This is a genomic window from Paraburkholderia tropica (assembly GCF_914484835.1).
Classification (GTDB): domain Bacteria; phylum Pseudomonadota; class Gammaproteobacteria; order Burkholderiales; family Burkholderiaceae; genus Paraburkholderia; species Paraburkholderia tropica_A.
Genome location: NZ_CAJZAR010000068.1, coordinates 37,978 through 63,403 on the forward strand (window position 1 = coordinate 37,978; position 25,426 = coordinate 63,403).

Annotated in this window: 25 protein-coding genes; 9 read left to right on the forward strand and 16 right to left on the reverse strand. The window is 67.1% G+C overall.

All coding sequences use genetic code 11. The features are described 5' to 3' along the window. The first annotated feature begins 266 nt into the window (after positions 1-266). Together LDO54_RS24710 and LDO54_RS24715 are read left to right on the forward strand one after the other, a co-directional pair. The gene (locus LDO54_RS24710) at positions 267-1,220 is read left to right on the forward strand and encodes a 3-hydroxyacyl-CoA dehydrogenase family protein (protein WP_224013298.1); all 954 of its coding nucleotides are present in this window, start codon (positions 267-269) and stop codon (positions 1,218-1,220) included. Between the two features lie 270 nt (positions 1,221-1,490). Beyond that, a complete protein-coding gene (locus LDO54_RS24715) occupies positions 1,491-2,777 on the forward strand; it encodes an ATP-binding protein (protein WP_224013299.1) in 1,287 nt (428 codons plus the stop codon). A gap of 105 nt (positions 2,778-2,882) precedes the next feature. On the opposite strand, the gene LDO54_RS24720 is transcribed toward LDO54_RS24715, so the two are convergent. Both LDO54_RS24720 and LDO54_RS24725 read right to left on the reverse strand, forming a co-directional pair. Further along, positions 2,883-3,827, reverse strand: a complete 945-nt coding sequence (locus LDO54_RS24720; protein ID WP_224013300.1) for a 2-hydroxyacid dehydrogenase — start codon at positions 3,825-3,827, stop codon at positions 2,883-2,885. After that, positions 3,824-4,237: a VOC family protein gene (locus LDO54_RS24725; RefSeq protein ID WP_224013301.1), complete on the reverse strand. Its 414-nt coding sequence runs from the start codon at positions 4,235-4,237 to the stop codon at positions 3,824-3,826. Before LDO54_RS24725 ends, LDO54_RS24720 begins: the two co-directional genes overlap by 4 nt. A 128-nt stretch (positions 4,238-4,365) precedes the next feature. On the opposite strand from LDO54_RS24725, the gene LDO54_RS24730 reads away from it, so the two are divergent. From LDO54_RS24730 to LDO54_RS24745, 4 genes are all read left to right on the forward strand, one after another. Beyond that, positions 4,366-5,223 (forward strand): LysR family transcriptional regulator, encoded by an 858-nt coding sequence (locus LDO54_RS24730; RefSeq protein WP_224013302.1) that lies wholly within the window; start codon positions 4,366-4,368, stop codon positions 5,221-5,223. A gap of 228 nt (positions 5,224-5,451) precedes the next feature. After that, entirely contained in the window at positions 5,452-6,345 is an 894-nt protein-coding gene (locus tag LDO54_RS24735; RefSeq protein ID WP_224013303.1) for an ABC transporter substrate-binding protein, read from the forward strand. A 205-nt stretch (positions 6,346-6,550) separates the two neighbouring features. Beyond that, complete coding sequence (locus tag LDO54_RS24740) at positions 6,551-7,714, forward strand: porin (RefSeq protein WP_436975674.1); 1,164 nt, start codon at positions 6,551-6,553, stop codon at positions 7,712-7,714. Between the two features lie 71 nt (positions 7,715-7,785). Next, on the forward strand, positions 7,786-8,778 hold the full coding sequence (locus tag LDO54_RS24745; protein WP_224013305.1) for a threonine ammonia-lyase: 993 nt from the start codon (positions 7,786-7,788) through the stop codon (positions 8,776-8,778). Between the two features lie 77 nt (positions 8,779-8,855). Here the strand turns inward: LDO54_RS24745 and LDO54_RS24750 are convergent, their stop codons facing one another. Genes LDO54_RS24750 through LDO54_RS24780 form a run of 7 tightly spaced genes read right to left on the reverse strand, consistent with a single transcriptional unit; the run spans position 8,856 to position 16,439 of the window. Continuing rightward, positions 8,856-10,121, reverse strand: coding sequence for a glutamine amidotransferase-related protein (locus tag LDO54_RS24750; RefSeq protein WP_224013306.1), 1,266 nt, complete (start codon positions 10,119-10,121; stop codon positions 8,856-8,858). Between the two features lie 37 nt (positions 10,122-10,158). After that, complete coding sequence (locus LDO54_RS24755; protein WP_224013307.1) at positions 10,159-11,388, reverse strand: pyridoxal phosphate-dependent aminotransferase; 1,230 nt, start codon at positions 11,386-11,388, stop codon at positions 10,159-10,161. Positions 11,389-11,434: 46 nt separating this feature from the next. Then, positions 11,435-12,610 (reverse strand): M24 family metallopeptidase, encoded by a 1,176-nt coding sequence (locus tag LDO54_RS24760; RefSeq protein WP_224013308.1) that lies wholly within the window; start codon positions 12,608-12,610, stop codon positions 11,435-11,437. Positions 12,611-12,630: 20 nt separating this feature from the next. Next, entirely contained in the window at positions 12,631-13,746 is a 1,116-nt protein-coding gene (locus LDO54_RS24765) for a mandelate racemase/muconate lactonizing enzyme family protein (RefSeq protein WP_224013309.1), read from the reverse strand. After that, entirely contained in the window at positions 13,743-14,942 is a 1,200-nt protein-coding gene (locus LDO54_RS24770; protein ID WP_224013310.1) for a M20 family metallopeptidase, read from the reverse strand. Before LDO54_RS24770 ends, LDO54_RS24765 begins: the two co-directional genes overlap by 4 nt. A gap of 14 nt (positions 14,943-14,956) precedes the next feature. Continuing rightward, positions 14,957-15,706 (reverse strand): amino acid ABC transporter ATP-binding protein, encoded by a 750-nt coding sequence (locus LDO54_RS24775; protein ID WP_224013311.1) that lies wholly within the window; start codon positions 15,704-15,706, stop codon positions 14,957-14,959. A gap of 10 nt (positions 15,707-15,716) precedes the next feature. Further along, positions 15,717-16,439, reverse strand: a complete 723-nt coding sequence (locus tag LDO54_RS24780; protein WP_224013312.1) for an amino acid ABC transporter permease — start codon at positions 16,437-16,439, stop codon at positions 15,717-15,719. Between the two features lie 195 nt (positions 16,440-16,634). Here LDO54_RS24780 and LDO54_RS24785 point away from each other — a divergent pair, with 195 nt between their 5' ends. The 3 genes from LDO54_RS24785 (at position 16,635) to LDO54_RS24795 (ending at position 20,330) form a co-directional block, all read left to right on the forward strand. After that, positions 16,635-17,600, forward strand: coding sequence for a GntR family transcriptional regulator (locus LDO54_RS24785; protein ID WP_224013313.1), 966 nt, complete (start codon positions 16,635-16,637; stop codon positions 17,598-17,600). Positions 17,601-17,854: 254 nt separating this feature from the next. After that, the gene (serC, locus tag LDO54_RS24790; RefSeq protein WP_224013314.1) at positions 17,855-18,949 is read left to right on the forward strand and encodes a 3-phosphoserine/phosphohydroxythreonine transaminase; all 1,095 of its coding nucleotides are present in this window, start codon (positions 17,855-17,857) and stop codon (positions 18,947-18,949) included. Further along, positions 18,942-20,330, forward strand: a complete 1,389-nt coding sequence (locus LDO54_RS24795) for a tetratricopeptide repeat protein (protein WP_224013315.1) — start codon at positions 18,942-18,944, stop codon at positions 20,328-20,330. Before serC ends, LDO54_RS24795 begins: the two co-directional genes overlap by 8 nt. A 50-nt stretch (positions 20,331-20,380) precedes the next feature. Here LDO54_RS24795 and LDO54_RS24800 read toward each other — a convergent pair whose 3' ends face one another. From LDO54_RS24800 to LDO54_RS24830, 7 genes are all read right to left on the reverse strand, one after another. After that, complete coding sequence (locus LDO54_RS24800; RefSeq protein WP_224013316.1) at positions 20,381-20,686, reverse strand: hypothetical protein; 306 nt, start codon at positions 20,684-20,686, stop codon at positions 20,381-20,383. 53 nt (positions 20,687-20,739) lie between these two features. Continuing rightward, a complete protein-coding gene (locus LDO54_RS24805; RefSeq protein ID WP_224013317.1) occupies positions 20,740-22,227 on the reverse strand; it encodes an alginate export family protein in 1,488 nt (495 codons plus the stop codon). 5 nt (positions 22,228-22,232) lie between these two features. Further along, the gene (locus LDO54_RS24810) at positions 22,233-23,177 is read right to left on the reverse strand and encodes a VOC family protein (protein WP_224013318.1); all 945 of its coding nucleotides are present in this window, start codon (positions 23,175-23,177) and stop codon (positions 22,233-22,235) included. Between the two features lie 43 nt (positions 23,178-23,220). Further along, positions 23,221-23,952 (reverse strand): YoaK family protein, encoded by a 732-nt coding sequence (locus tag LDO54_RS24815; RefSeq protein WP_224013319.1) that lies wholly within the window; start codon positions 23,950-23,952, stop codon positions 23,221-23,223. Further along, complete coding sequence (locus tag LDO54_RS24820; protein ID WP_224013320.1) at positions 23,934-24,197, reverse strand: DUF1427 family protein; 264 nt, start codon at positions 24,195-24,197, stop codon at positions 23,934-23,936. Before LDO54_RS24820 ends, LDO54_RS24815 begins: the two co-directional genes overlap by 19 nt. A 52-nt stretch (positions 24,198-24,249) precedes the next feature. Then, positions 24,250-24,951: a phosphohydrolase gene (locus LDO54_RS24825; RefSeq protein WP_224013321.1), complete on the reverse strand. Its 702-nt coding sequence runs from the start codon at positions 24,949-24,951 to the stop codon at positions 24,250-24,252. A gap of 62 nt (positions 24,952-25,013) precedes the next feature. Continuing rightward, positions 25,014-25,418 carry a DoxX family protein gene (locus tag LDO54_RS24830; RefSeq protein WP_224013322.1) on the reverse strand — a complete coding sequence of 135 codons (405 nt, stop codon included), beginning with the start codon at positions 25,416-25,418 and terminating at the stop codon, positions 25,014-25,016. Positions 25,419-25,426: the final 8 nt, after the last annotated feature.

A 25,426-nucleotide genomic window follows, 5' to 3' on the forward strand; every position in this document is an offset into this window, starting at 1 on the left:
GCCGCTACAGCACGGACACTGCAAATCATGTTGTTGCGGACTCACGTGATTTTCCCCCTCGACATGGAACATGGATGAAGGCGGCAGACATCGCTCGAAGCAAAAAACATGGCAGGCCGGGCGCGCATGAGCGCGAGGCTCGCGCAACCGTGGAGCGACTGAACCAGTCTAGGCGAAAGAATCCTGTACCCTTGCCGGCTCGGCACATGATTCGTACACATCATTCGGCATTTGATTCGGCATTTCAGGCCCGGAGGGCGATTGGCATGAACCAGGCAGTGGCAGCATCAGTGGCTTCACAGCAGGCAGCGGTAACAACAGCGGGCGTGGTCGGCTCGGGCCTGATGGGCGTGGGCATCGCGACGCAATGCGCGCTGCACGGCCTTCGCACCATCGTCCACGATGTCGATCCCGCGCGCCTCGCGGGCGTGACGGCGAAGGCCGAAGCCGTGCTCGACGAACTGATCGACGCGGGCCGCATCGACGCCACGCAGCGCGCCGCCGCCCTCTCTCGCATTGAAACGAGCGCATCGCTCGACGTCATGGCGCAGGCGCAATTCGTCTTCGAGGCCGTGCCCGAAGTGCTCGAACTCAAGCACGCGCTTTACGCGCGGCTCGGCGCGGTGCTCGCGCCCGAGGCGATCCTCGCGAGCAACACCAGCGGCTTCGAGCCCGATCTGCTCGCGAGCGCGCTGCCCGCGCCCGAGCGCTTCGTGATCGCGCATTTCTGGAATCCGCCGCACATGATCCCGCTCGTCGAAGTGGTGCCCGGCAGCGCCACGCTCGCCGACGTCACGGCGCGCACCGAGTCGCTGATGAGCGCCATCGGCATGGAACCGGTCGTGCTCGCGAAGTCGATTCCCGGCTTCGTCGGCAACCGCCTGCAATTCGCGGTGCTGCGCGAGGCGCTCAATATCGTGCGTTCGGGCGCGGCGAGCCCCGAGGTGGTCGACCGCGTGATGAAGGCGTCGCTGGGTCGGCGCTGGGGCATCGTCGGCCCCTTCGAGGGCGCGGACATGGGCGGGCTCGACACCTTCGTCGATATCTCCTCGCATCTGATGCCCGAACTCGCCAAGGACGAAGGCGTGATCGACGTGCTGCGCGAGCAGGTGGCCGCCGGGCGCGTGGGCGTGCGCAGCGGCGCGGGCTTCTACGACTGGGACGACGCGCGGCTCGCGCGCGTGAAGGCCGCACGGCGCAAGCTGATCGCGGGCGGATAACGGACGATCGACGCGATCAAGACGATCAAGACGAACAAGCGGCTGACGGTCAGCTTACGATGGCCGTTCAATCGCCTCGCCGGAACCTCACGAACGCGTCAATCCGCGCACCTCGACATCGAAAACGACCCGAATTACCGCGCTTTTCGTCGGATTTAAATCATCGCGCATCGCGGACAATACCCGTCATAGCCCAAAAAGCGGCTACTTCAGGGGGCGCCTCACCGCGTCGACCCGAAGTTCGATGTCAATAAAAAAGGGGTGACCGCCGTGTTCGTTCGGATCGTGCTGCTATCGATTGCGTCGCTGATGCTGGTGCAGGTCGGCTTGCGCCAGTTCGATGCGGGCGCGCCGTTCATGTCCGGCGACGCCGCCTTCGATCACGCGTACAGCGCGTCCTCCGCCTGGCAGGACGACCTCGGCGCCGATCTTTCCGCCTCCGCCGAATCCACGGGCATCGCGCCGCGCGTGTCGATCCGTCCGCATATCGTCGATTTGCGCGCGAGCGTGAAGCCGCGTCTGCGCGACGCCGTGTGGGAAGCCGACGCCGCCCTCGCCGCAGCCAGCCGCGACGCAACCGCGCATTGCACCACGGCCCTCTCGTGCATGCAGGCGTTCGCGCGCTCGATCGACGCGCGCCTCAACGCGGACTTCGCCGCGCGCTTCGCCGCGCTCGCGCTGGCCGTCGGCGCGTTTCTGTTCGCGCTGCGCGCCTGGTGGCTGCGCCGCATCCGCGACGATCTGCGCGAATTGACGGCGGCCTTGCGCGCGTCGACGTGCTGCGCGGCGTCCGCAACTTCCACGACTTCATCGGCGTCCGCGCCTTCGGCCCCGCCCGCGTTCGACAGCCTGCGCGAACTGCACGGCCTGGCCCGCGCGCTCGGCGATCTGCTGTGCCGCCGCAGCGGCGCGGCTCAGGATCGCTCGACGACCTTCCCCGCGTTTCTGCGCCAGATCGAAACGCACGCGGCGCGGCTGCGCGCCTATGCGATGAATGGCGCGCGCTGGAATCTGCGCGTCGCGCTCGTCGAGGACATCGATCTCTTTCAGGACCTCGCGCGCCAGTTCGCCGATACGGCGGGCGGCGGCGCGAATCATGCGCCCGTGGGCGTCGAAGCCTATTTGAAGGACCGCTTCATCTACGGCGCGAACGCCAGCGATGCGCGCATCGTGCTGCATCTCGAAGCGGGCGACGCGTTCGAATTGCCGCGCACGGCGCTCGTGCGTCTCGTCGATAACCTCGTGGGCAACGCGCTCGCGCACGGCGCGCCGCCGGTCGAAATCTGCACGGCGCGCGGCCCGCGCTCGTGGACCTTGAGCGTGCGCGATCACGGCACGGGCGTCGGCGCGAATCTGCCCGACGAGGGCGCGCTGGCCGCACCGTCGCTCGCCGCGCGCGCCGCGAGTCTCGGCCTCGGCAAGCACTGGGGCATGGGCATGTCGATCGTGCGCCGCCTCGCGCGCCTGTGCAACGCGAAGCTCAAGATCGGCGATCACCCGGAAGGCGGTTTGTGGGTGCGCGTGATCGTGCCGATGGACAAGGCGCAGCGCGCGTAAAAGAACAACGCAAACACAGCGGGCCGGTCGAAGCATCAAGCTCGACCGGCCCGCTGCGCATTGCGCGAACGTTCAGCGAACGCTCAGTTAACGCTCAGTTAGCGTTCAATACCCGCGCGCCGCATCCACGCAAGGCGGAATCGCCCCGCTTTCACGATACGCCGCGATATTGGCCGCCACGATGCGCGAGGCCGTCGAGCGGTCGGTCGGCGCGGAAATATGCGGCAGCACCGTCACGCGCGGATGCGCCCAGTGCCAGCTCTGGGCGGGCAGAGGTTCGGTGGCGAACACATCGAGCACCGCATGCGTGAGCGCCTCGCGATCGAGCGCCGCGCGCAAGGCCGTATCGTCGACGATCGGGCCGCGCGCGAAGTTGATCAGCGACGCGTGTGCGGGCAATTGCGCCAGCCGTTTCGCATCGACGATCCCCGCCGTCTGCGGCGTGAGCGGCAGCAGGCACACGAGGATATCGGTCTCCCCGAGCATCGCCGCCAGTTCGTCCTCGCCCGCATGACACTGCACGCCGTCGATCGCCTTGCGCGTGCGGCTCCAGCCGCGCACCTTGAAACCCGCCGCGAGCAGACGCCGCGCCGCCGCCTCGCCCAGCGCGCCCAAGCCCAATAGCGACACCGTCTTGTCCTGCGCCCGCACGTAATCCTGCGCGCGCCACGTGCGCGCCGCCTGCTGCGCCGCGTAGCGCGGCATGTCGCGATGCAGATAGTAGGTCCACGCGAGCACGGCTTCGGCCATCGTGTCCGCGAGTTGCGGATCGACGAGGCGCACGATCTGCAACTGCATGTCGGCGAGATCGGCGACGAGGCGCTCGACGCCCGCCCACACGCTATGCACCCAGCGCAGATTCGGCAGCCGACGCAAGTCCTCGGGACGCGGATTCGCGACGATCGCGACCGTGCATTGCGCGCGCTCGGCCTCGCTCATGTCGTCGAGCGCGACGAGCGTTTCCTGCGGCATCGCCGCCTGCAACGCGGCCCGCCACTGCGCCGTGAACGCGTAATCGGGATGCGTGATGAACGGCAGCACGCGCCTCATTTCGCGTACACCTTGCCGAGATTCGCGAAGCCCTTCACCTCGATGGGATTGCCGCACGGATCGAGAAAGAACATCGTGGCCTGCTCGCCGGGCTGGCCTTCGAAACGCATCGTCGGCTCGATCACGAATTCGAGTCCGCTCGCGCTCAGGCGGTCGGCCAGCGCGCGCCAGTCAGGCATGTCCATCACGAGGCCGAGATGCGGCATCGGCACCCAGCGGTCGCCGACGCGCCCCGTGTTCGTGACCGGAAACGGCTCGCCCAGATGCAGCGAGATCTGATGGCCGAAGAAGTCGAAATCGACCCACGTGTCGGTGCTGCGGCCTTCCTGGCAGCCGAGCAGATCGCCGTAGAAGGCGCGCGAGGCGTCGAGATCGCGGACGTGGTAAGCGAGGTGAAAAGCGGTGTGCATGAGCGTTCCAGTAGCAGAAGGAAGCGGGACGGAAGCGGGACGAAAGCAGCGGAAGAATGGAAGCGAGCGTAGCAGCGCGACTTCAAAAGAGATAGCATGGATTTTTTTATGCATCGAAAGGAAAACTTTTGGAAACGCGCTATCTCAAGAGCCTGATCGCCATCGTCGATTGCGGGTCGATCGCCGACGCGGCGCGCACCGAGCACGTCACGGCGGCCGCGATGGGCCAGCGCGTGCAGGCGCTCGAACGCGAACTCGGCTTTGCGCTGCTGTCGCGGCGCGGTCACACGGCGCAGCCCACGCCCGCGTGTCTCGCGCTGCTGCCGCGCGCGCGCCGTCTGGTGCGCGACGCGGCCCTGCTCGGCGGCGACGCCGACCGCGACGGCCTGAGCGGCACGCTGCGGGTCGGTGCGATTTCCACGGCGCTCACCGGCATGCTGCCCGCCGCGCTGCGCGCGCTCACGCGCGACGCGCCGAAGGCCCGGCTCGCGATTGCGCCCGGCACCTCGCAGAGCCTGTTCCAGCAGTTGCAGGCGGGCCAGATCGATGCGGCCATCACGGTCGCGCCGCCGTTCGACTTGCCGAAAACGCTGCGCGCCACCGCGCTGCGCCGCGAACCACTCGTCATGCTCGCGCCCAAGAAAGCGCGCGGCACGCCGCTCACGCTGCTGGCCGAGCGGCCCTATATCCGCTACGACCCGAACGCGTGGGGCGGCCGCTTCGCCACGCGCTGGCTCGCCGATCAGGGCACGGAACCGGCCGTGCTCTGCGACCTCGACGCGCTCGAAGCCATCGCGATGCTGGTCGCGGACGGCATGGGCGTCGGGCTCGTGCCGCGCTGGTCGGGCATCGAGCGTTTCGCGGGCGATTGCCGCGTGATCGCGCTGCCGGGCGCGGCCTACGAGCGCGAGATCGTGCTGCTCGCCGACGCCGATCCCGAGCGTCCGAATCTGCTCGCCGCGCTGGCCAACACGCTCGCGCAGTAAGCGGCGCGGTTTATGTGCGCCTGCACGCGATTGTTCTTTTCTGCGGCCCGCTATGTACAACTGTGCGATAAAAATACAAACAGCCGCGCGCGCCGCGCATAAAAAATTCATGTGATTTCAAGGCCACACGAGGACGGGTTTTTAAATTCTCGCTTGACGTGCATTTTTCACGTTTGTATAAATTTGTACAACTCAAGCAAAACACGATTCCCGCCAACAGGACCCGCCATGAACGCACGCTTGCCCTTTTCCTCTTTTTCCGCCCTTTCCGCTGTCCGCGCCGTTCCCGTTCTTCCGGCCCTCGTGGCCTCCGCCGCGCTGTGCTGCGCGCTCGCCGCGCCCGCCGCCTCGGCGGCCGACGCTGTCAAAACGCTCGATTCGGGCAAGCTGACCTACGGCGTCGCGGCCACCTTCGCGCCGTTCGAATTCACGCGCAGCGGCGCGCTGACCGGCTTCGACATCGACCTCGCGCAAGCCGTCGCCAAGGAGATGAAGCTCGAACCCGCGCCGCAGAACATGCAGTTCAGCGGCCTGATTCCGGCGCTGCAAGGCGGCCGCATCGACCTGATCAATTCGGCGATGTACATCACGCCGGCCCGCAGCGCGCAGGTCGATTTCGTGCCCTATCTGCGCGTGGGCGACCGCATCATCGTGCAGCAGAGCAATCCCGCGAAGATCACGGGCCGCGACGACTCGCTGTGCGGCAAGAACGTGGCCGTCACGCTCGGCGGCATCGAGGAAACCTACGCGCGCGCCGACGCCAAACGCTGCACGGCGGAAGGCAAGACCGCGCCGAACGTCATGACGCTCCCGACCGCGCAGGACGCCGCGCTGAGCCTGCGCCAGGGCCGCGCCGACGCGATCTACAACTCCACGCCCGGCACCGTGCAATTGCTCGCCGAAGTGCCCGACACGTACAAGGCCGTCGGCCCCGAATTCGAACAGACCACCACGATCGGCTTCGCCGTCGCGAAGGGCAACACGGCGATGGCGGGCGCGCTCAAGGACGCGCTCGCGAAAGTGGTCGCGCAAGGCACCTATCGCCAGTTGATCGCGAAGTGGAAGCTGCCTGCTTCCGTGTCGATTTTCGACGGCGCGAGCAACGTCGCGAAGGCCGACTGACCGACGCGCCTCGCGCGCGCTGCGTCTCCTTTCTGTTTCGTTTCGCTGGTTTGCGTTGACGGTTCCGGGGCGGCCTCGCCGCTCCGGCGGGCGCGCTCGCGCCTGCTCGCCCTGACACCACGACGTTCGCTTTATCGCATCTCTCGCTTTTATCCGCCGCACGCTTCTCGCTCACGACCTCAATCACAATTATTTCGTACAACAGATGAACCTCATGAAAGCACGACTCGCACTCACCGGCGCGGTACTCGCCGGCGCCAGCATCGGCAGCGCACACGCGCAAAGCAGCATCACGCTCTACGGCATCGTCGATGCGGGCATCAGCTATCTCAAGACGAACAACGGCAACCGCTTCAGCCTGCTGAGCGGCGGCCTCTCGGGCAATCGCTGGGGTCTCAAGGGCAGCGAGGATCTCGGCGGCGGGATGAAGGCGATCTTCCAGCTCGAATCCGGCTTCGCGATCGGCACCGGCAAGTCGCTGCAAGGCAGCCGCGAATTCGGCCGTCAATCGTTCGTGGGGCTTTCGGGCGACCGTTGGGGCTCGCTCGTCGCGGGCCGCATGTACGATCCGATCGTCGATCTCGTGCAGCCGCTCACCGCCGACGGCGCAGGCGGCAGCGTGCCCTTCGCCACGCCCGGCGACGTCGACAACAACGACTTCAGCGCGCGCGTCTCGAACGCCGTGAAGTACACCTCGCCGAACTTCGGCGGGCTCCAGTTCGAAGCGCTCGCCGCGCCCGGCGGCGTGGCCGGTTCGCTCGGCCAGGGCTACACGCTCAGCGCCGCCGCGCTCTACGCGAACGGCCCGCTCAAGCTCGCGGCGGGCTACTTCCAGGCCGCCAACGCGAACGCGTCGACGGGCGCGCGCACGGGCTGGACCAGCGCCACCACCGACGCCCTCTTCGAAGGCGGCTCGATCAACACCGCCTACCAGAGCGCCCACGTGCTCGGCATCGCCCAGGCGGCGGCGCAGTACCAGCTCGGCGCCTTCCTGCTCGGCGCGGGCTACAGCAACGCGCGCTACACCGCCGACGGCGAATCGACCTTCGCGCACACGCAGCACTACAACACCGGCCGCGTGTACGCGTTCTACCGCGTCTCGCCCGCGCTGCGCTTCGGCCTCGGCTACATCTTCACCGACGCGAGCGGCGACGCCTCCGCGCGCTACAACCAGGTGAGCACGGGCGCGTTCTACACGCTCTCCAAATCCACCGACGTCTACGCCACCGCCGCCTTCCAGCACGCGAGCGGCGAGCAGCGCACGAGTTCGGGCGCGCTCCAGGACGCGCGCGCAACGATCTCGTCGTATGGCGTGGACGGCACCAGCACGCAGGCGATCGTGACGGTCGGTCTGCGGCATCGTTTCTGATCCGGCTCACGCCGGATCGCCTGGCGCGGCGGACCGCATGCGTTCGCCGCGCGTTCATCGAGGATCGCAACATGTTGTCTTTTCAGACCCCCGCCGCCCGCGACGTACTCGACGCCGCCGCGCGCCTGCACAACGTCGCCGTCGACACGCCGCTCGTGCGGTCGGATCTGCTCGACGCGCTCACGGGCGCGCGCGTGGTCGTCAAGCTCGAATCGCTGCAACACACGGGCGCGTTCAAGTTTCGCGGCGCCTATAACTGCCTCTCGCGGCTCGACCGCGCGCTCTGTCCCGACGGCGTGGTCGCCTACTCGACCGGCAATCACGGCCAGGCGATCGCCACGGTCGGGCGCATGCTCGGCCTGCCGACCACGGTCGTGATGCCGTCGAATGCGCCTGAAAACAAGGTCGAAAAAGCGCGGCTCGCGGGCGCGCGCATCGTGCGCTACGACCGCGAGCGGCAAAGCCGCGAAGAAGTGGCCGCTGAACTCGCGCGCGAAGGCCGCTACACGGTCGTGCCGCCCGGCGATCATCATCATGTGATCGCGGGCCAGGGCACGGTCGCGCTCGAATCGCTGGAGCGACTGGGCGCGGCGGAAGTCGATGCGATCGTCGTGCCCTGCGGCGGCGGCGGACTCGCGGCGGGCACCTGTCTCGCGGTCGAGGCGGCGGGCTCGCACGCCGAAGTCTGGGCCGCCGAACCGGCGAGCTTCGACGACACGCGCCGCTCGCTCGCCTCGGGCGCGCGCGAAACGAATCCGGCCGGACGCGTGTCGATCTGCGACGCGCTGCTCGCGCCCGTGCCCGCCGAACTGCCGTTCTCGATCAACCGTTCGCGCCTCACGGGCGCGCTCGTCGCCGACGACGAGGCCGTGCGCCGCGCAATGGCGTTCTGTTTCGAAGCGTTCCGCGTGGTGGTGGAGCCGGGCGGCGCAACGGCGCTCGCCGCGATGATGGCCGATCCGGCCGCGTCGGCGCTGCGCGGCAAGCGTGTGCTGGTGGTCGCGTCGGGCGGCAATGTCGATGCCGAATTGTTTGCGTCGGCGCTTGCATCGCAGGTCGCGTAAGCGCTGAGTCGTCGCAGAATGTGAAAACGGCGCGCCAACGTGGCGCGCCGATTTTGCCTGCGATAACTGAAATGCGTTCAGCGCTCTCGCGCCGCCTTCAACCACGCAAGCAGCAACGGATGCGCCGCGCCCTCGCGCGACGACAATTCCGGGTGCCCCTGCATGCCCGCGAAGAACGGATGATCGCGCGCCTCGATCGCATCGGCGATTTCGCCGCTCGCATCGCGCGCGGCAATCGTCACGCCGACACGCGCCAATGGCGCTTCCAGCGAACCTTCAAGCCGATAGCGATGATTGCAGCGGATCGCCGCTTGCGTGCCAGCGAGCCAATGCACGAACCGCGAATCGTGGGCGAGCGCTATGGGCTGCACGCCCGCGCGATGCACGAGTACGCCATCGCTGGATTCGCGGATCGGCACGAAGCTCGCCACGCGCGCATGCGGTTCGGCTTCGAGCATGCCGATGTCGTCGCGTTCGAGCGCCACGCGGGCGAGCGCCGTCGCCATCGACTGCATGCCGAGACAGAGCCCGACGATCGGCACGCGCGCGGCCCACGCGAAGCGCGCCGCCGCGATCTGCCCGGCGACGCGCGACATGTCCGCGCCTCCCGGCAGCAAGACGGCGTGCGCGCCGCGCAACGGCTCCGCCACATTCGACGCATCGAGCGATTGCGCCGCGACGAAGCGAACATCGATGTCGAGCGCGAGCGCATCGGCGGCGTCGCCGAGCGCGGCGAGGGTTGCCGGATATTGCTCGCGTTGCTCGCTTTCGCTGCCGATCAACGCGATCACAAGCGAAGCACTCGCCACGTGCGAAGGCGCTTGCGCTTGCATATCGGCATCGGCGTCGCGCCATCGGCCGAAGCGGTCTTGCATGGCGGCATCGTGCAGCGTCTGATGCTGATCGATCACGCACGCAACAGACGACGCGCGCGCGACCGCGTAGCGCATCAACGCCACGCCTTCGCGTTCGGCGCGCGTCGCGAACGCCTCGCGCAACGCCGCAAACTCGCCGTTCGCCGGATGCACGGGCACGACCACGTCGCCGTGCCGCGCGTGCATCACGATCTCATCGATATCGAGTTCGCCCTGCACGCCGCCAAGACACGCGCGGTCGCGCCAGAGCAAGCCGCTCGCGACCAGCGCGCCCTGCGTGCAAACGTGCTGCACGGCGTCGGGAAAGCGCGCAGTATCGAAACGCGCGGGCAGATGCGCGAACCTCACCTCGCGCGCCGCCGAGCCCGCGCCCGCGGTCAGCCGCTCCGCGAGTTGAGTCGCCAGCCGCGCCGCGAGCGCACCATACTGCGCGGGCTCGCTCGCGGCATCCTCGATCAGATGCAGCATCGCTCGCCGCCTGAAGTCGCGTGGTGACGGCGCGCGCTCATGCGCCCGCTTCCAGCGGCGCGAGCGTGAGCGTCGCGCACGCGGCTTCGATCCGGCGGCACGCTTCCTTCAGCGTCTCCACCGGCACCGCATACGCGATGCGCACGTGGTCCTCCACGCCGAACGCGCTGCCGTGCACCACGCCCACATGCGCCGATTCGAGCAGCCACGTCGCCACCGCGAGATCGTCGCGCAGGATCGTGCCGTCGGGCGTGGTCGCGCCGATCAGGCCCGCGCAGTTCACGAACGCATAGAACGCGCCGTCGGCGGGCTCGCAATGCAGCCCCGCGCAGCGCGCGATGGTCGCGTTCACGAGATCGCGATTCGCGCGCAGCTCCACGAGCCAGTCGTCGAGAAAGCTCAAGCCGCCGCGCAAGGCCGCGACGGTCGCCGCCTGCGAAATCGTGCTCGGATTCGAGGTGCTTTGCGATTGCAGGATCTGCATCGCGCGCACGAGCCACGCCGGGCCGCCCGCGTAACCAATGCGCCAGCCCGTCATCGAATAACCCTTCGAGACGCCGTTCACCGTGAGCGTGCGCTCGCGCAGACGCGGCTCGACTTCGGCCGGCGTGCTGAACGGGCCGCTGAAACGCACGTGCTCGTAGATGTCGTCGGCCATCAGCAGCACGTGCTCGTGATCGAGCAGCACGTCGGCGAGCGCGCGCAACTCCTCGCGCGTGTAAACCGCGCCCGTGGGATTGTTCGGCGAGTTCAGGATCAGCCAGCGCGTTTTCGGCGTGATGGCCGCGCGCAGCGTCTGCGCGTCGAGCTTCCAGCCATTCGCGGGGTCGCCGCTCAGCACGCGCGCGCGGCCTTCAGCGAGCGCCACCATGTCGGGATACGACACCCAGTACGGCGCGCAGATCAGCACCTCGTCGCCGGGCGCGAGCGTCGCGAGCAGCGCGTTGAAGATCAACTGCTTCGCGCCCGTGCCCGCGATCACCTCATCCATGCCGTAACGCACGCCGTTCTCGCGCGCGAACTTCTCGACGATGGCCGCGAGCAGTTCGCTCGTGCCCGCCACGGCGGTGTATTTCGTGTCGCCGCGCTCGATGGCTTCGATGCCTGCGCGCTTGATATGCGCGGGCGTGTCGAAGTGCAATTCGCCTTCGCCGAGATTGATGACGGATTGCCCGGCGGCGAGCAGCTCGCGCACCTTGTCGGAGATCGCGGCCGTGGGCGAGGGACGCACGCGGCTCATGCGCGGCGCCAGTTGGGAAAAAGACATAGACACCTCTTGATACTTTGGACTGCGCACTAAACCGCGCGCGTAATCAGGCCGCGACGCGCAACAGCGGGCGCGCGATATGGCCGAGCGCGCGATAACCGGTCTCGGTCACCACCACGGTTTCGCTCACGCCCACGGTGAACTCGCCGTAGATGCGCAGCGCGGGCGGAATATGGAACGTCATGCCGGGGCGCAGCGGCGTGGTCACGCCCGTGTAGAGACTCAGGATCGAGCCTTCGCCCCAGTCCGGCGCGAACGAAATGCCGACCGAGTAGCCGGTTCGCTTCTTGAAGTTGTCGGTGTAGCCCGCGCGGTCGATCACGGCCTGGCACGCGAGGTGCGGCGCTTCGCACGGCGCGCCCGGCACGATGGCGTCGAGCGCCGCCTGCAAGGCTTCCTGGCAGACCTTTTCCATGTCGAGCGCTTCGGGGCGCACTTCGCCGATCCACGCCGAACGCATCAGCGCCGCGTGATAGCGGTCATGGCACGCGGCCATTTCGAGGAACGCGGGCGCGTTCGCTTCGAGCGCGCGGCGACGCCACGTGCCGTGCGGCACGCCGGTGCGCGGACCGGCCGAGACCAGCGGCTCCATGCCCACGTATTCCGAACCGGCTGCGATGGCCGCGCCCATCATCGCCGCGACCAGGGTGTTTTCGGTGTTGCCCACATGCACCGCGTCGAGACCCGCGCGCATGCCCGCATCGACATAGCTCGCGGCTTTTTCGAGCTTCGCGATTTCGGCGGGCGACTTCACCGCGCGCAGTTGTTCGACCACGCCCGCCGCGTCGGCGATGGTGCCGAGCTTCGCGCCCAGCGCCTCGTAGACCGCAATCGGCAGGAACCAGCCGCGCTTGTCGATCGCCACGCGCTTGCCCGCGAGACCCTTCTGCTGGATCACGCGCACGAGCACGTCGACGGGATTGTCGCCGTCGCCATAAACCTTGGCATCCGAAATAAATGTGTTGGCGATGAAGTTGAAATATTCGAGCTGGCGAATCACGAACACCGGATCGCCCTCGACCGGCAGCACGAGCGCCTGGAACGTGTAGTAACCCGGCGTCTGCTGGCCCGTGAGATAGAAGATGTTTTCGGGGCCGGTCACGACCATCGCGTCGATCTGGTTGCGCGCGAGCAGTTCGCGGGCGCGCGCAACGCGATGCGCGTATTCGGCGGCCGTGAAGGCCGATTCGCTGCCCTGTGCGGGGCCCTGGTTGGCTTGCATGCTGTGTGTCCTTGTGTCGTTCAAAGTGTCGTGGTGAGGGCGGCGTCGAAGCTCACGCCCAGTCCGTGCGGGTCGGTGACGTTCACGCCGCCGTCGCGGTAGACGATGCCGCGCGCGGGATCGTCGAGCAGGCCGTCCGCGCCGTAGAGTTCCGCCCAGCGCGGGCCGCATGCGCTGCACGCCTGGAGCGCGGCGGCCGTGGCAAGCGCGCCTTCGTTCATCTGGCCGATCATGAGCGCCACGCCTGCCGCCTGGAGCTTGCGCGCCGCGGCCACCGTCGCCGCGATGCCGCCGAGCTTGAGCAGCTTCAGATGCGCGGCGACCGGCAAGCCCGCAAGCGCGCAAAGCGCGTCGATATCGGCGGACGATTGCAGGCTCTCGTCGAGCATCAGCGTGATCGGGCTCGCTCGCGCGACGTCGCGCAGCGCGTCCCAGTCGCCGGCCGCGATGGGCTGCTCGACGTACTCCACGCCGCGCGCAGCGAGCGCCGCGAAACGCGTCGCGCAATCTTCGGGCCGCCACTGCCCGTTCGCATCGACGGAGAGCGTGATGCGTGCGCCGAAACGCGAATGCAGCAGGTCGATGCGGCGCAGGTCGTCGTCGAAATCCGCGACACCCACGCGCAGCTTCAGTTCGCGAAAGCCGCGTTCGAGATACTGCGCGGCGCGTGCGAGCATGGCCTCGTCGCTGGACCAGAACAGCGTCTGGTTGCTGCGCCACGACGGCGCCTGCGCGCTCGCCGCCGCGCCATACAGCGCGGCCACGCTGATGCCGAGTTGACGCGCGCGCAAGTCGTGCAAAGCGCTGTCGATCAGCGTGCGGACCGGCGCGCTATAAGGCGCGATCACTTCGCCGAGCGAAGCGAACAAGGCGTGCGCGCCGCGCGACCAGTCGATCTGCGCGAGCGCCGTACGCGCTTCGTCGACGATCTGCTCCGCCGTGTAACCGTTGAGATACGCGCAGTTGATGCGCACCTCGCCAGTGCCGCACCGCCCCGCTTCGTCGAGCCGCAGATAGAGCGCGTCGAGACTCGCCACGCTGCCCGACGACGCCGTATGCAGCACGAGGCCGCCGCCGTAATGCAGCGCCGCGCGGCGCAGGCTCGCGTGGATTGCGCCGAGCGCGGCGTCGCTCATTGCTCCGCCTTGAGCATGTCCAGCGCGACGTCGCGATAGATCAGGCTCGACGCGAGGAATTCGTCGATCGGCACGAACTCGTCGGGCTTGTGCGCGACTTCGAGCGTGCCCGGGCCGATCACCACGCCCGCCGCGCCCACGCTGCGGAAATGCACGAGATCGCAGCCGCCCTGAAAACCGAACGGACCCGGCTCGCTGTTGCCGTGCGCGCGGCACGCGGCGAGGCTCGCCTGCACGATGCGCGAGTCGGCGGCGGTTTCGGTCGCGCCGCCCGTGGTCGGCTTGTATTCGAGCACTTCCGCGCGCACGCCGAAGCGTTCGCGCGCCGTTTCCAGCAGTTGCTCGATTTCGCGCTTGACGTCCTCTTCGAGTTCGCCGGGCACCATGCGGCGATCGAGCAGCAGATCGCAGGCGCCGGGCACGACGTTATCGGCGTGACCGCCGAACGCGCGCGTGACCGTGAGACTCGCCGAACCGACGAGCGGATGGCAGCGGCAACGCACTTCGTTTTCGTGATGGCCTTCGACGAGCTTGAGCAGTTGCGCCGCGCGATAGATCGCGTTGTCGCCGAGATGCGGCGTACCCGAATGCGCCGTCACGCCGTGCACGCGCACGAGCGGACGCAGACTGCCCTTGTGCGCCGAGAACGTGGCGTTCGAAGTCGGTTCGCCGACCACCACGAAATCGACATGCGGACGGCTCGCCGCGTAGAACTTCGCACCTTCGCTGGCGATTTCCTCGTCGGCGGTGAACACGCCGAGCAGCGTGCCCGACCAGCGCGAGCGGTCGGCGGCGAGCATGCGCATCGCTTCGAGCATGGCCGCGAGCGGGCCTTTCGCGTCGCACGAACCGCGTCCGTAGAGACGGCCATCGGCTTCGCGCAGCACGAACGGATCGGACTGCCAGCCCGTGCCGGCGGGCACCACGTCGAGGTGCGTGTTGAACGCGAAGGTCGGGCCCGGCCCGTTTTCGAGGCGCGCCATCACGTTGGCGCGGCCCGGCTTGTATTCGCTCAGCGAGAGATCGAAGCCCGCTTCCTCAAGCAGACGATGCACGAGTTGCGCAGCCTCGATCTCGCGCCCCGGCGGGTTCTCGGTATTGATGCCGACGAGCGCGGCGAGATCGCGCTTCATGCGCGCGAGATCGGGTTGTGTGGCGGATGTAGCGGAAGACGGCGTGGAAAGAATCGCGGACATGCAGGGGGCTCCGGTCAATGCAGGATCTGGTCGAGAAAGCGGCGCGCGCGCTCGTGCGTCGCGCCGCCGAAGAACTGTTCGGTGGACTCGGTGAGAATCACCTCGCCCGCTTCCATGAAAACGATGCGGTCCGCCGCGCGGCGCGCGAAACCCATCTCGTGCGTGACGACGAGACTCGTCATGCCTTCGGCGCTGAGTTCGGCCATCACCTCGGTGACTTCGCTCACCATCTCGGGATCGAGCGCCGACGTCGGCTCGTCGTAGAGCATGACCTTGGGCTTCATCGCCAGCGCGCGCGCAATCGCCACGCGCTGCTGCTGACCGCCCGAAAGCTGGTCGGGATAGTGATCGGCGCGCTCGCGCAGATGCACCTTGTTGAGCAGTGCGAGCGCGAGATCGTGCGCGTCGAGCCGCGAGACGCCCGCCACCGACATCGGCGCGAGCATGATGTTTTCGATCGCCGAAAGATGCGAGAACAGTTCGAAGTTCTGGAACACCATGCCGATCTGCTGGCGCACCTGATGCACGCGTTTGAGTTCGCGCGTGAGGTCGCGGCCTTCGAACAGGATGTTGCCGGCGTCGACGCTTTCGAGCAGGTTCACGCAGCGCAGCAGCGTGGATTTACCCGAGCCCGACGGCCCGACGATCACGATGGTTTCCTTCGGTGCGACTTCGAGCGAACAGCTTTTGAGCACCTGGGTGCCGCCATAGCTCTTGTCGATGCGGTGAATCTTGAGAAGCGGCGAAGCGGGTACGGTCGACATGAACAAGCCTTTAGCGGACGACGGGTTGCGAGACACCGAGCAGACGTTCGGCGAAGGACGTGCGGCGCACGCTGGTCTTGCGGCGGCGGTTCAGCGCGCGCTCCATCCAGCCTTGCAGCAGCATGAACAGCGTCGTGAACGCGAGGTAATAGACGCCGGCGGCGCTCAGCGCCTCCAGATAGCGGAAGTTCGCGCTGGCCGCCTGATTCGCGACGAGCAGCAGTTCCTGCACGGCGATCACCGAGACCAGCGCGCTCAGCTTGAGCATGCCGATCATCTGGTTGCCGATGGGCGGCAGCACCACGCGCAGCGCCTGCGGCAGCACGATATGGCGGAACACCTTCGCGCCGCTCATGCCGAGCGCGAAGCCCGCCGTGCGCTGGCCCTGCTTCACCGCGTGCAGGCCCGAGCGGAAGATCTCGGACATGAACGCGCCTTCGTTGAGCGAGAGCGCGAGCACGGCGCACACGAAGGCGCTGAAGCGGATGCCGAACGACGGCAGCACGTTGTAGATGAAGATGATCTGGAATAGCACCGGCGTGCCGCGGAACAGCCACAGATAGAGGAACGTGAAGGTCCGCGCGACGCGATTGCGCGTGCCTTGCAGCAGCGCCAGCACGAGGCCGATCAGCATCCCGCACAGCAGGGAAACGACGGTGATCGCCAGCGTCATGGCCGCGCCGCGCACGAAATCGGCCGAGATGAGGTAGTCGAACAACAGGGATAGAGACATTCGCAAACTCCGTTCTTTGCATCACGTTTGTTTCAATTGTCTCAATTTATACAAACGACAAAAACACGGGTCAAGCGATAAAAAAGCCCTCTTGCATGGTTTTTTTTGGCGAGCGAGGATGTTTGCGCCCTCTTTGTGGCACCCAGAATTTGTATTTTTTGTTATTCTTCCGCCATCGATTGGAGGAATGCGGAAATGATCAAGCGCCCGGGCAAAGCCGCCCATGTGCTGGCCAAACAGATCATCGACTTGATTCAGGAAGCGCACTTCGAGGTCGGGCATCATCTGCGTGAGCAACAGCTCGCGGATCTGCTCGGCGTCTCGCGCACGCCCGTGCGCGCGGCCATGGCGCTGCTCGAATCGTTCGGCGTGATCGAGTCGCGCGAGAACCGCGGTTTCTTTCTCGCGAAGCCCGCCGACGGGCTGCATCGCATCGAACTCGAACTGCCCACCTCGGGCGACGAAGACCTGTACAACCGCCTCGTCACCGACCGGCTCGCGGGCACGCTGCCCGCCTCGCTCACGCAGACCGACATCTGCCAGCGCTACGGCGTCGACCGCATGACGATGACGCGCGCGCTCTCGCGGCTCTCCGAAGACGGCCTCATCGTGCGCAACAAGGGGCATGGCTGGAGCTTTCAGCCGTCGCTCGATACCGCGCTCACGCTCAAGAGCAGTTACGACTTCCGTCTCACGATGGAACCGGCGGGCCTGATGCTCGCCACCTTCTCCGCCGACCGCTCGGCGCTGGAGCGCTGCAAGCGCGAGCATCTGTTTCTGCTCTCGCAACTGGGCGGTGAAAACGTCACGCCGCGCCAGGTGTTCGACACCGACGCGAACTTTCACGAAATGCTCGCGGAGTACAGCGGCAACGTGTTCATGCATCAGTCGATGCAGCAGCAGAACCGCTTGCGCCGCCTGCTGGAATTTCAGGGCTATGTGAACCGCAAGCGCATTCGCGAGTGGTGCAACGAGCACATCGAGATCATCGACGCGATTCTCTCGGGCGATATGGAAGCCGCCGCGTCGCGCATGCACGAGCATCTGCGCCACGCGTATCACACAACGGGCGCGGCCGATGCGAACGTGAAGCCTGCAACGAAGGCGGCGGCCAAACCCGCGGCCAAGGCGGCGCGCGCGAAGAAACCCGTGACGGCCTGAGCACGCGCGCGGGCTTCAGGCGCCACGCGGGCAATGCGTGCAATGCGCCTGAAAGCCTCAGATTACAGTTCTGAATATTACTGAAAGCCTGCGGAAATCCACATCCGCGAAATTGGCGTACGTTTGCCCCTTTGCTCCGCTCCTCGTCGCGGCGTCATGCTTGTTAGGCTTGAGCGTCACTGAAACCGGCGTCTGAAGCGCACCTCCGCGCTTTAACGCGCCGCTGAACACACGCTCCGACGCCCCGACGCCCGATGAAGTCCAACGCTCTCAATTTTTCCGGCGGTCCCGGCGCCTTGCCGGCCGCCGTGCTCGACGCCACGCAGACCGCCATCGCCGCCTTGCCCGAAACGGGCCTGTCCGTGCTCGGCATGAGCCATCGCTCGGACTGGTTCGTGCAGATCGTCGACGAAGCCGAACGCAATCTGCGCGCCCTGCTCGGTTTGCCCGACCGCTACGAGATCTCGTTTCTGCAAGGCGGCAGCAGCCTGCTGTTCGCGACGATTCCGCTGAACTTCGCGACGCGCGCGTTCGCGCCGCCCGACTACGTCAATTCCGGCTACTGGAGCCGCCGCGCGAGCAGCGAAGCGAAGCGCGTAGGCGCGTGCCGCGTGGTGTGGGACGGCGCGCCGTCGAGCTTTCGCGAGTTGCCGTCGCTCGACCGGCTCGCCGTCGCGCCGAGCGCCGCGTATCTGCATTACGTGTCGAACGAAACCGTCGAAGGCTTGCAGTTCGCCGCGCCCGACACCACGCCGCGCGTGCCACTGATCGCCGATATGTCGTCGGACTTTCTCTCGCGTCCCATCGACGCGGGGCGCTACGGCATGATCTACGCGCACGCGCAAAAGAATCTCGGCCCGGCAGGCGTGACGGTCGCGCTGATCGACCGCGAACTGCTCGCGCGCATTCCCGACGGCCTGCCGCAGATTCTCGACTTGCGCACGCAGATCGAGCATCGCTCGAACTACAACACGCCGCCCGTGTTCGCGATCTACGTGCTCACGCTGGTCACGCGCTGGCTGCGCGAGACCGTTGGCGGACTCGATGCGATGCAGCGCATCAACGAGGCGAAGTCGACGCGGCTCTACGACACGCTCGACGCAATGCACGACGTGGTCGACGTGCACGCGCTCAAGCCGTGGCGTTCGCAGATGAACGCGGCCTTCACGTTCCGCGATGCGCGTCTCGATCGCGCGTTCCTCGACTTCGCGGGCGAACGCGGCATGGTGGGACTGGAAGGCCATCGCTCGATTGGCGGACTGCGCGCGTCGATCTACAACGCGGTCACGCTGGAAGCGGTCGAAACGCTTTGCGACGCGCTGCGCGAATTCGGAGCGCGTCATGGCTGATGTGCTCATCGCGACGGAAGCGGATTCGATTGAAGCGCTCTCGCAAGCGCTCGACGCCGCGCCGCTCGATATCGGCCTGCATACGCGCATGCTCGCGGCCCTGCGCGCGGCGCACGATCTCGCGGGCAGCGCGGCGCATGAACTGGCGCTCGCGGCCTTTGGCCTCCTCGGTGCGACGCACGGCGATCAGCCCACGGATCAGCACGCCCTGGTGCTCTACAACATCGCGACGGTCTACGCGATGAACGGACGGCGCAAGGACGCGATCCGCTGGTACCGGCATGCGCTGCGAGTCGATCCTGCGCTCGCCATCGCGCATCAGAATCTGGCCGCGACGCTCGACCGCGAAGGACTCGCCGATGAAGCGCGCGTGCATCGCGAACGCGCGTATCGGCTGCAACGCGTGTTCGTCGATCCGGCGATCAGGGCGGAGCAATTGCGCGTGCTGATATTGGGCGTGGGCCAAGGCACCGGCAACGTGCCGATCGACGCGCTGCTCGACGCGCAAACGACCACGCGCATCCGCTACGCGATCGATTGCGCCGACGAAGCGGAAGACGCGCAGTTGCCGCCGCATGACGTGGTGTTCAATGGCATCGGCGACGCCGACGTGGCCGCACGCACGCCCGAACTCGCCGCGCGTCTCACGCGTTTCGCGGCGCGTTGCGAACGGCCGCTGCTCAATGCGCCGGAAGCGATTGGGCGCACGCATCGTCATCGGCTGGAGACGTTGCTCGACGGCGTGCCCGATGTGATCGTGCCGCGCTGCGTGCGCTTCGATGAACGCCCGTCGAACGTGGATGAACTCGCGGCGCACCTCGCGCAAGCGAAGCTCACGCTACCGCTCTTGCTGCGCCCGCTCGCCGCGCACGGCGGCGAAGGCGTGACGCTGCACGCGTCGATCGAGTCGCTGTGGCATGCGCTCGCCGATGTCGATGCGCCCTGCTATCTCACGGCCTTTCACGATTTCCGCGCCGCCGACGGGCATTACCGCAAATACCGCACGCTATTCGTGGCAGGCGAGCCGTATCCCTACCATCTCGCCATTTCGCGTCACTGGATGGTCCACTACTTTTCCGCCGAAATGGCCGGGAATCCGTGGAAGCTCAACGAGGAACAGCACTTTCTCGCCGACCCGCGCGCAGCGCTCGGCGAGCGCGCGAACGACGCGATCCGCGCGATCGGCGAGCGGCTCGGGCTCGCTTATGGCGGTGTCGATTTCACGCTCACGGCCGATGGACGCGTGCTCGTGTTCGAAGCGAACGCGACCATGCTCGCGCATCGCGAAACGCCGCACGGCCCGTTCGCGCACAAGAACCACACCATCGAGCGGATCATCGACGCCTTCGGGCGCATGCTGCGCGACGCGGGCGCGCGTTAATGCGCTAACGCACCAAAGCATTAACGCATTGACGCATTAACGACGCCGCCTCACCAGAATTGCGGCAGCACGAGCGCGCTCGTCTTCGGCGCGCTCTTGCGGCGGCGGTGCAGTTTCACCTGCGTCTGCGCGATGCCGCTCCACGCCTGCTCCGCGCGGCGCACGGCGCAATCGAACGATTCGTCCTCGACCGTGCAACGGTTATCGACCGTAATCTGCCAGCCCTGACGCGTGCGCGTGCAGCGCACGCGGTCGTCCTCCATCAGATCGGCGTACCAGCGCCAGACGCGTGCGTCATCGGCGTTTGCGCGCGCGGCGGCGGACAGCCGCGCGACTTCGAGATTATGCGTCGACATGACCATCTCGTTCCCCTGTTTTCATTACGCTCAACGGTTCCATCGTCAATCCGTCACCAGCCGAATTTCGCTTCGACGCCGACATAATCGGCATTGCGCGCGCCCAAGGCGCGCAGCGAATCGCCTACGTTGAAATGCACGGCTTCGAGCGCGAGCGCCACGTTGTCGTTGACGATCCAGTCCGCGCGCACCTGCGCATACATGCCGGTCCAGCTATTGCCCTTGCCCGCCGTGCCCGGCACCGTCGCCATGCCCTGACCGTAGACCGCGTCGGCAGTCGTTTCGCGCCACTGGAAACCGAGCGCGGTCAGCAGCGTGAGCTTCGGCGTGATCTTGAAGGTCAGCGAAGGCTTCACATGAATCAGGTTGCTATAGCCGGTGTAGCCCGCGAGCGTGAAGTAATAGCCGTTCGGAAACAGCGGATTGAACGTGCCCACGTGGCCGTCGCCGGGATGCCGGTCGCCGGATGCGCCATCGACCTGCAAGCCCACGCGCGGCGTGCCCGGCAGCGCCGCGAGCGTATAGCCGCCCAGCGCGCCGAACGCCCACGCGCTGACCGCGCTCGCGCCCACGTGACCGGTCTGGAACATCGTTTCCACGTCCCAGTCGAATGGCGCCGATTTGCCCGCGTAGCGCGCATCGAACACATCGCGCCGCTCGTTGCCGCTCGCGTCGATGAAGCGCGCGTTGTCGCGCTCGTAGCGCGACCAGTACGCCGAGAGATCGCCGGGACCGAGACTCGCGCGCTCGACACGCACGCCGTCGAAAGTCAGATGACCGTTGGAGACATCGTCGAAAGTCGAATCGTCGCGATACTGCACCGGCTGCGTCAGATAGCCGATGAAGCGCCATTTGCCGATCTCGTAGTCGGCCCAGAGCGCGTCGAAGGCCTGGCGCACGTTCGGGCCGTCGCGCACGGACACGAAGCGCTGCAAGTCGAACGCCATTTCCTGACGCCCGACGCGCGCCTTGAACGTGCCGCCGCCCACGCCGTAGACGAACGCGACGAACGCCTGTTCGATGTCGAGCGGGTTCTTGTCGACGGGCGTGACGGAGTCCTTACCATAGGGACGCGCGTCTTCAAGCTGAAAAAACGCCTGGACGTGTTCGCCGAAACGCGCATCGGCATGCACTTCGGCGCGCTGGATCAGCCAGCTATCCGGTTTGTTCGCACCGAGGCCGAACAGCGGCGTGTTGTTCAGTTCGAAGCGCTCGCGCAGATTCGCGCCGAGCGAGAGATACCACGACGGGTCGCTCGACAGCGGAATGTACTTGAGCGCATCGAGCGGCTTGCGCGGCACGCACGGATTCGCGAGCGCGCCCCAGTCTTCCTGCCAGCGGTTGAACGACGGGATCGGGCGCTGCGCGTTGCAGGCCGCAGCGGTCGAAGCCGATGCAGAAGCAGAAGCCGCCTGCGCGTCCGTACTCGCCGTACTCGCCGCATTCGCCGCGCCCGCGTGCAGCCCGGCGAACGCGGCACCCGCGAGCGCCGCGCGCCGCCATCCCTGCGCCTCGCGGCGCGATCTCTTGCTCGTGCGCATGCTGCTTACTTCGCGCGTTGATGCAGTTCGGCCACGTAGCCGCCGGGGAACTCGACCATCGCCGTGCGCCCTTCCACGTTCTGCGCGACGGGCACCAGCACCTTCACGCCGGCGGCCTGCGCCTTGGCGAGCGTGGCGTCCAGATCGGGCACGTCGTAGCCGGTGGTTTCGCGGCCATACGGGAACGGCAGCTTGCCGTCCGTCACGAACACGAGCATGTTGCCGAAGCCCGATTGCAGACGCACGCGGCGAATCGTTTCGCCCGGCTTGCCGATCTCGCCGCCGTCCGCGCGATGGTTATCGGAGATGATCTTGCCGTGCGAGAAGCGCAGGAATCGCTTGATGAAGTTCTGCGCTTCGTACTTCGAAACATACACGCGGTTGTCCGGCACGTATTCGAGCGGCGCATACGACGGCGCTTTCGTGTGCCAGTAAAGCTGCATCGTCAGACCGCCAGGCCACTGGATGACGGCGTCCTTGCCGATCGGATCGTCGAACGATTCGACCAGCACGTCGGCGCCCGCCGCGCGTGCGGCGCGCACGGCCTTGTCGATATCGGTGACCAGATAGCCGGTGCGCTCGTTGCCGAACGGGTAGGGAACCGGCGTCTGGAACGCGAACACCGAGAGCATGCCGACCGGCGTCTGCACGTATTGCGACGCGGTCTTGCTCGGCGTCGGCGTGACCGTGAAGACGGCGCGCGGCGACGCCTTGCCGCCGAAGGTCGCGAGGAAACTGTTCACGAACGCGTCGATGTCGTCGTTGGCGACGTAGACGTGCGTGGTGTCGTATTGCGGACCGACCGAGACGACCGGCGACTGCGCGGCTTGCGCGGATTGCGGATATTGCGCGTCGTCGGCGAAGGCGCTCGACGCGGGCAGCATGACGCCCAGCGCCGCAAGCGCGACGACGAGCGTGCGCAGGGGTCGTTGAAATGCGGAAAGATTCACGTAGTGCTCCTGATGAAAAAGCGAAACGATAAGACGTAGAGAGTCAGGCGGCGGATTCGACAGGCTCCGCGCGCCACGCCGAGGCGGCCAGCGCGGCGAGCAGCGCGAGCGGCACGATCAGCGCCCAGAACGAGGCGCTGAGCCAGCCGAGCGCTCCGCCGCCCGCGCCCAGCGCGAACGCGAGCACCGGCGGCAGCGTGCGGGCGAGCCGCTCGCGCGTGTCGGCGCGATCCACCTGCGCGCGGCCCGGAAACAGCAGATCGAATACGTCGATCACGGCCTGCGTGACGTTGCCGGTCATCACCGTGTTGGCGACCACGCTGCGCGACGCGAGCCGCGCATGCGCGTTCTGCACGCCCATGCCCGCCGCGCCGAGCAGGCCGCAGACGATCGTGAGCGGCGCGTCCGCATTCGTGATCGGCGCGGCCAGCACGCCCGCGATCATGAACGCGGCGAGCAGCGCGATCTGCAAGGTGTACAGGCCGCCCGCGCGCGTGCCGTGCGCCGCATCGCGCAGCGCGTTGTCGAGCACGCGCGCCGCCACGATGCCCGCAATAAAGGCCGGAAACGCGAGCCACTTGATCAGCAGCCCGCTGCCCGCGCCCGCGAGCCCCGAGCCGATCAGAATGAAATTGCCGGTGACGTGCGCTGTGAACAGCCCGAACAGCGCGACGAAGCCGAGCGTATCGACATAGCCCGCGACGAAGGCGAGCGCGACATTCTCGCCGCGCAACGGCGCGAGCATGGCGGCGGGATTCAAGGCTCGTTGCTGCATGACGTTTGCGCCGTGGCGACGGTGGTGGTCGGGTTGACTGGCTGCGATTGTGATTGCGTCTGCGATTGCGTCTGCGCCACGGGCTGTTTCAGTTGCGCCTGCACGAACGGAATCGCGTGCTCGCCGATCACGATGCCGAGCAGGCCCGCGAGCGCGATCAGCGGCGGCGCGGGCGACTGCACCCGCGAAAAGTAATAGAGGAGACCGACCACGAGGCCCGCTCCCAACGAAATCAGATACGACATGATTGCTTCTCCTTGCTGTGCTGCTGCACCGACCCGCAACGGCGCGGCGCGCTTACCGGGAATGAAGGCGCACGCGCCCATCCGCTGCGTGTGCGTTTCGCCAGCGCGAGCCCAGAATCTGCCCGCAAAAATTCGTGCGGCAATAGTCGGGGTCGACGCGGTCGAGCACGTCGGCGCTCGCGGTGCCGAAAGTCGTGTGCGGCCGGTGCGCCACGCCGCGCCCAATCGCGCCAATGATCTCTTCCTCGAAGCCCTTGCCGCGCGGATACGCGGCCAGCACGCCCGAGCGCTCGCCGCACGTGTAATCGTCGAACTGCGCCGCGACGAGATCCGTGCGCACCGCCGCCGCGAGCACCTCCGCGAGCGGCGAAACACGCGCGGGCACGCCCGGCGTGGTGTGCAGCGCGATCGCGAGCCACGCCTCGTCCTGATCGCGCACGCTCGCGCCGTAGTGACGCAACAGGCGGCGCGCGGCATCGGCGCTGTCGAGTTCGTAGCGCGCCGTCGAATGCGCGTAGGCTGCGCTCAAACCCATGTTCGCGTACATCGAACTGACGTAGAGCGTGCCCTCGTCGCAGGCGAGCCCGCCGCGCCGCGCGTTGAGCGCCGCGAATACGAACACGCGGCTCGCGTGACCGAGCAGGACGGGCGGCAGCGCCGCGTGCGCGCTCTCCGCTGCGGCGATGGCGACCGGCGTGCACGGAATATGCACGCCCGCCACTTCTCCGCCCGCCCTCCATGACGCTGTTCGCATGCCCCGTTTCCCGTCTCTTGTTCTGATTGATTGTCGATGGCGAGCGCTCACGCGCGCCGCCATCAGGCGCGATGCGTCCGCGCGGCGAGCGGCCCCTTCAGCCGGAAACGGCCCGCGCCGCCGATCGCCACGGTGCCGAACAGGATCAGCAGCATCCACGCGAACTGCCCTTGTTCGAGCGTCCAGTCGGGATGCACGAGCCCGAGCGCGACCAGCGTGACGACGAGAATCGGCACCGACGCAAGCCGCGTGTAGAGGCCGAGGATCATCAGCACGGGGCACACGACTTCGGCGAAGATCGCAAAGGCGAGCGTGAAGCCGCTGCCCAGATGCAGCGGATCTTCGATCGCGCCCAGTTGCGCATGCACGTGCAGCGCCTTCGGCAAACCATGCACGAACAGCACGAGCAGGCTCGCGGCCACGCGCAGGAACAGCAGCGCGGCGTCGGTGGTATCGATGCGTTTCATGGCGGCGC